The sequence below is a fragment of the Candidatus Ancaeobacter aquaticus genome, assembly GCA_030765405.1.
GTDB lineage: Bacteria > Auribacterota > Ancaeobacteria > Ancaeobacterales > Ancaeobacteraceae > Ancaeobacter > Ancaeobacter aquaticus.
On record JAVCCP010000059.1, the window covers coordinates 1 to 4307 of the forward strand.

5 protein-coding genes are annotated in these 4307 nt (G+C 38.9%); 1 reads left to right on the plus strand and 4 read right to left on the minus strand.

Annotated elements, in window-relative coordinates; all coding sequences use genetic code 11:
• Positions 1-930 (plus strand): hypothetical protein (locus P9M13_07875; GenBank protein ID MDP8263204.1); only part of this gene is annotated, 930 nt, incomplete at its 5' end.
• A gap of 21 nt (positions 931-951) precedes the next feature.
• On the opposite strand, the gene P9M13_07880 is transcribed toward P9M13_07875, so the two are convergent.
• Genes P9M13_07880 through P9M13_07895 form a run of 4 tightly spaced genes read right to left on the minus strand, consistent with a single transcriptional unit; the run spans position 952 to position 4179 of the window.
• A complete protein-coding gene (locus tag P9M13_07880; GenBank protein ID MDP8263205.1) occupies positions 952-1230 on the minus strand; it encodes a hypothetical protein in 279 nt (92 codons plus the stop codon).
• Between the two features lie 42 nt (positions 1231-1272).
• Positions 1273-3408, minus strand: a complete 2136-nt coding sequence (locus tag P9M13_07885; GenBank protein MDP8263206.1) for an ATPase, T2SS/T4P/T4SS family — start codon at positions 3406-3408, stop codon at positions 1273-1275.
• Positions 3409-3411: 3 nt separating this feature from the next.
• Positions 3412-3789 carry a response regulator transcription factor gene (locus P9M13_07890; GenBank protein ID MDP8263207.1) on the minus strand — a complete coding sequence of 126 codons (378 nt, stop codon included), beginning with the start codon at positions 3787-3789 and terminating at the stop codon, positions 3412-3414.
• Positions 3790-3810: 21 nt separating this feature from the next.
• Positions 3811-4179 carry a response regulator gene (locus tag P9M13_07895; GenBank protein MDP8263208.1) on the minus strand — a complete coding sequence of 123 codons (369 nt, stop codon included), beginning with the start codon at positions 4177-4179 and terminating at the stop codon, positions 3811-3813.
• Between the last annotated feature and the right edge of the window lie 128 nt (positions 4180-4307).

A 4307-nucleotide genomic window follows, 5' to 3' on the forward strand; every position in this document is an offset into this window, starting at 1 on the left:
GATGATTTTAAAAAGATACAGATTGATCATGAGGCAAGCGCAAAGGTATCTCAAAAATATATCATTTTTAATACTGATATTATGCTTACAGTATTAAGCGATTTTGTTTCTCATTCAAATGATTATTGTTGGAACGTATACATGTATCTTGTGGGGCATTACAATCCAGGCAAAGAAATAGATTTTGATTATAAGAAGGTCGCTGATTATATTGGAATTTCCGACAGAATGTCGAAAAATAAATATAGAGAAATGCTTGGTTATCAAACGTTAAGGAATTTACAAAACAAATACGGGCTCCTCAAATATACACCTGTAAGAGGTAAAAATGCCAAAGTTATACTAAAGCCGTTTAATAATACTAAAAAGAGATATTTTGAGATTCCGGAGAAATTCTGGGGAACGGGTTGGGATATGAGATTATCACTTTCCGGAAGATACTGCTATTTTATAAATCTTATAGAAGGCGGACCTGAACACAAAATGTGGATGATAAGTAAAAAAGTTTTGGTGGAAAAGTATAAGGTTGGTAAAGAAGTTATAAGCAATGGTATGGCTGAATTAAGACACTGGAATTTGCTCGAAATCGAATATGGTAATATAGATTCTGGTAAAGGATATAATAACAGATTGCCAAATAGATATAGATTGAAGAATTTATACAGTATTGAAAATTTCAGCAAGGAACTTGGAAAACTTTATGACAAGTATGGAAAAAATAAGGTTAAAGAGGCTCAAGAATACGCCAGGCTTGTCTTTTGTGAGAATAATCTAGTAGATATAGAAGATATTATAAATATGGTAGATGAGTATGGGATTGATAAAGTGAAATATGCATTCGATAAGATTAAAAACAGATCAAAAGATAATCCTAAAAGAAGCATTGCTTATGTGAAAGGAATATTGCAGAGCATGGAGCATGGGACATGAAATATCTAATGATCCATAGTATTACAGACCTTGCTTCTCAATTATTCTCATCAATCTATCTGCTCTTGCTTGAGCTCTTTTGATTTGTTTGGCTATTTCCATCTGTTTAGTTGTAGGTTTCATTCGCCCACCAACATCTCGGTGATTACTGTCTGGGAGTTCAGAATACATCCTTGTTAATTCCTGAATATTGTTTTCGACAACATTTAACATTTGATAAATATTGTTTACATCTATATCTTTCTTATGTACAACAACACTTCTTTTAGTTGTTGATGCTGCTTTCTTTTTGGCTGGCATAACTCTCCTTATCATTATCTTTTTTATTCACAATAATCACTGTTAACGTTTTCTTCTTAAAAGCATCTTGATTCTTGCCAACAACCTGTCACCGTCAAAAGGTTTTGCCACATAATCGTCTGCACCAGCATCTATTCCCTTGAGCTCGCTTTCAACATCTTTTTTTGCTGTTAACATCAGTATAGGAATAACCGCTGTCTCGAGTTTTGACCTTAACATCTTTGTTGCCTCAAATCCGTTCATCTCAGGCATTGAAACGTCCATAACGATCAGATCAGGTTTCTCCCTGAACGCTATTTCAACGGCTTCCCTGCCATTTCTGGCTTTCACTACGTCAAAGCCGGCATTGTTAAAACGACTTTCCAGCATCATCAAAATGTGATCTTCATCGTCTGCGATAAGTATTTTCTGCTTATCACGCGAATCAGGGACTTCCTCTGTTTTGACAGCTTCAGAGATCAGCGGGTCTTCCTCTGTTTCAACAACTTCAGTGATTCTTGCTACTTCCTCGATCGTTGTAAGACCCTGTGCAACTTTCTCAAAACCGGATTCGGCAAGCAGTTTCATCCCGTGCCTCACCGCTGTCTTCAATATGATTTCTTCACCGCTGTTATCCGAAATAAGCTTTCTTATCTTCTCATCAATGACTAATAGCTCGAGCATCGCTGTCCTGCCAAGAAATCCTTTATAATTACACCACTGGCATCCTTTACCCCGGTAATATTCTTTTATCTTGTACTCATCTATATATTTACTGAATTTTTTGATCAATTCTTTTTCCGGCTCGTATTCTTCCCTGCAATGAAAACATACCACCTTGATCAATCTTTGTGCGGCGATCATATTGAGTGATGAGGCAATAAGATACGGTTCAAGACCGATATCAAGAAGTCTGGTTATAGCCATAACGGTATTATTGGTATGCAGAGTTGAAAGAACAAGGTGTCCTGTCAGTGAGCTCCGAAACGCTATATCGGCTGTTTCCCTGTCACGTATCTCCCCTACTAAAATGACATTCGGGTCCTGCCTCAAAAGGCTTCTCAATCCGTTTGCGAACGTAACATCGATAACAGGATTAACCTGCATTTGATTGACGCCGTCAACAAGGTATTCGATGGGGTCTTCAATGGTGATAATATTTTTCGCGTCGCTCTTCATATAGTTCAAAGCGGCATATAGCGTTGAGGTCTTACCGGATCCCGTAGGGCCGGTAACTAAAATAATCCCCTGCGGTTTACTGATAGATTTTTTGAACAGTTGCAGCTCGTGTTTTGAAAAACCAAGATTGTCGAGCCCGACTTTTGCTTCAGTCGGATCAAGCAGTCTCATAACGGCTTTTTCGCCGAAATGTATCGGGATCATAGAGATCCTCAAATCTATATTCTTCCCGTTTACATAAACCTTTGCGCGGCCGTCCTGCGGTTTCCTGCTCTCGGCAACATTCATTTCCGCCATGACCTTTATGCATGAAACAACGTATTTATGCAGTTTAGACGGTATCTTCATCACATCGGACAGATCACCGTCAACCCTGTAGCGCACTCTTGAAGTTTCTCTGCCCGGTTCAATATGTATATCGCTTGCCCGTCCGCGGACAGCGTCGCTAATTACCATATTAACAAGCTTTACAACAGGTCCCTGTTTTTCCTTAAACGCTTCGATCTCAAACAACTTTTTGTGATTTTTGTTATCGTCAACAACATCGAGATTCACATCGCCAACCATATGTTCAAACAGGTCATAGATGATCTCGTCCGAATGATAATACCGCTCAATATGCTCGGTGATATCGCCCTTGGAACACAAAAGAGGCTTTATTTCCATATTCGATATGAGCCTAATATCTTCCAGTGCAACCATATCAAGGGGATTACTCATTGCCAGCACAAAAACATCATCTTCTACACGTACCGGAAACACCCCGTAATGCTTCGCTTTTTCATAGGGCAGTATTTTTGCGACGCCCTCTTCATCTATCTCTTCATTCTCAAGATCTACGATACGGAAATTATACATTGAGGATAGAACTTCCATAAATGCCTTTTCCTCGATAAAACCCATGTCCACGAGTAGTTCGTGAAGAGGTTTCTTTGCCCCGATCTGCTTGTCTTTGGCTTCACGAAGCTGATCTTCCGTAATAAGACCTTTTTCAATAAGTGTTTCAACCAGCGTTTTCATGTACTACCTTTTGCATTTTTCCAGTAGTTCTTTTATCTTTGAAAGTAGAACATGCAGATCAAATGGTTTAAGAATAAACGCGTCTGCACCTATTTCTTCAGCTATAACTGCACCGTCTTCATATACCTTACCGCTTATCATTATAACAGGAATCCCGCTAAATTGTTTGTGCCCCCTGATCGTTCTCACTAAAGTATATCCGTCCATTCCTGGAAGCATAATATCCATTACAACAATGTCCGGCTGTTCTGTCTTCAACTTCTCAATAATATCCGTTCCTTCATTGCAAATTGCGACATCATACCCTTCTGAGGTAATCCGTGATTCCATTACTTTCAATAAATTGCTGTCGTCTTCGATGATAACTACTTTTTTTGCCATTTTTGATCAACCCTTTCCTTACTACTCTCCTAAAGCTTTTTTTACTTTGAGTAATAAATCATCTGCTTCGAACGGTTTTGCGATAAAGCCTTCAGCCCCCATCTCAAATGCTTTCTCTTCTTTTTCTTTATCAGGGAATGCGGTAATAAATATTATAGGGATCGCAAACGTATCCACTGATTTTCTTAAATTCTCAAAAACAGTAAACCCGCTTCCCGCGGGAAGCATCATATCAAGAATAATGAGATCAGGTTTTTCGCGGTGCGCGATAGAAACTGCGGACAATCCGTCACAGGCAACGCATATATCATAATTATTTGCTTTTAATCTGCTTGCCAGCAGTTTTGCAATGTTAAGGTCGTCGTCAACTATCAATATTTTTTTACTCATCTTTCGTAACTACTCAGGTACCCTGTATAGTATTGGCATAAAGGGTTTGTCGGCAATGGCATCAGAGAGAACTCCAATGGGATTAACAGAGTTCTTTTTTGCGGTTGATATGTAGCTGCGGATACGGC

What these genes read in the sequence shown, in the direction of transcription:
- P9M13_07880 (MDP8263205.1), bottom strand. Translation starts at nt 1,230, where the DNA reads ATGCCAGCCAAAAAGAAAGCAGCATCAACAACTAAAAGAAGTGTTGTT.
- P9M13_07885 (MDP8263206.1), bottom strand. Translation starts at nt 3,408, where the DNA reads ATGAAAACGCTGGTTGAAACACTTATTGAAAAAGGTCTTATTACGGAA.
- P9M13_07890 (MDP8263207.1), bottom strand. Translation starts at nt 3,789, where the DNA reads ATGGCAAAAAAAGTAGTTATCATCGAAGACGACAGCAATTTATTGAAA.
- P9M13_07895 (MDP8263208.1), bottom strand. Translation starts at nt 4,179, where the DNA reads ATGAGTAAAAAAATATTGATAGTTGACGACGACCTTAACATTGCAAAA.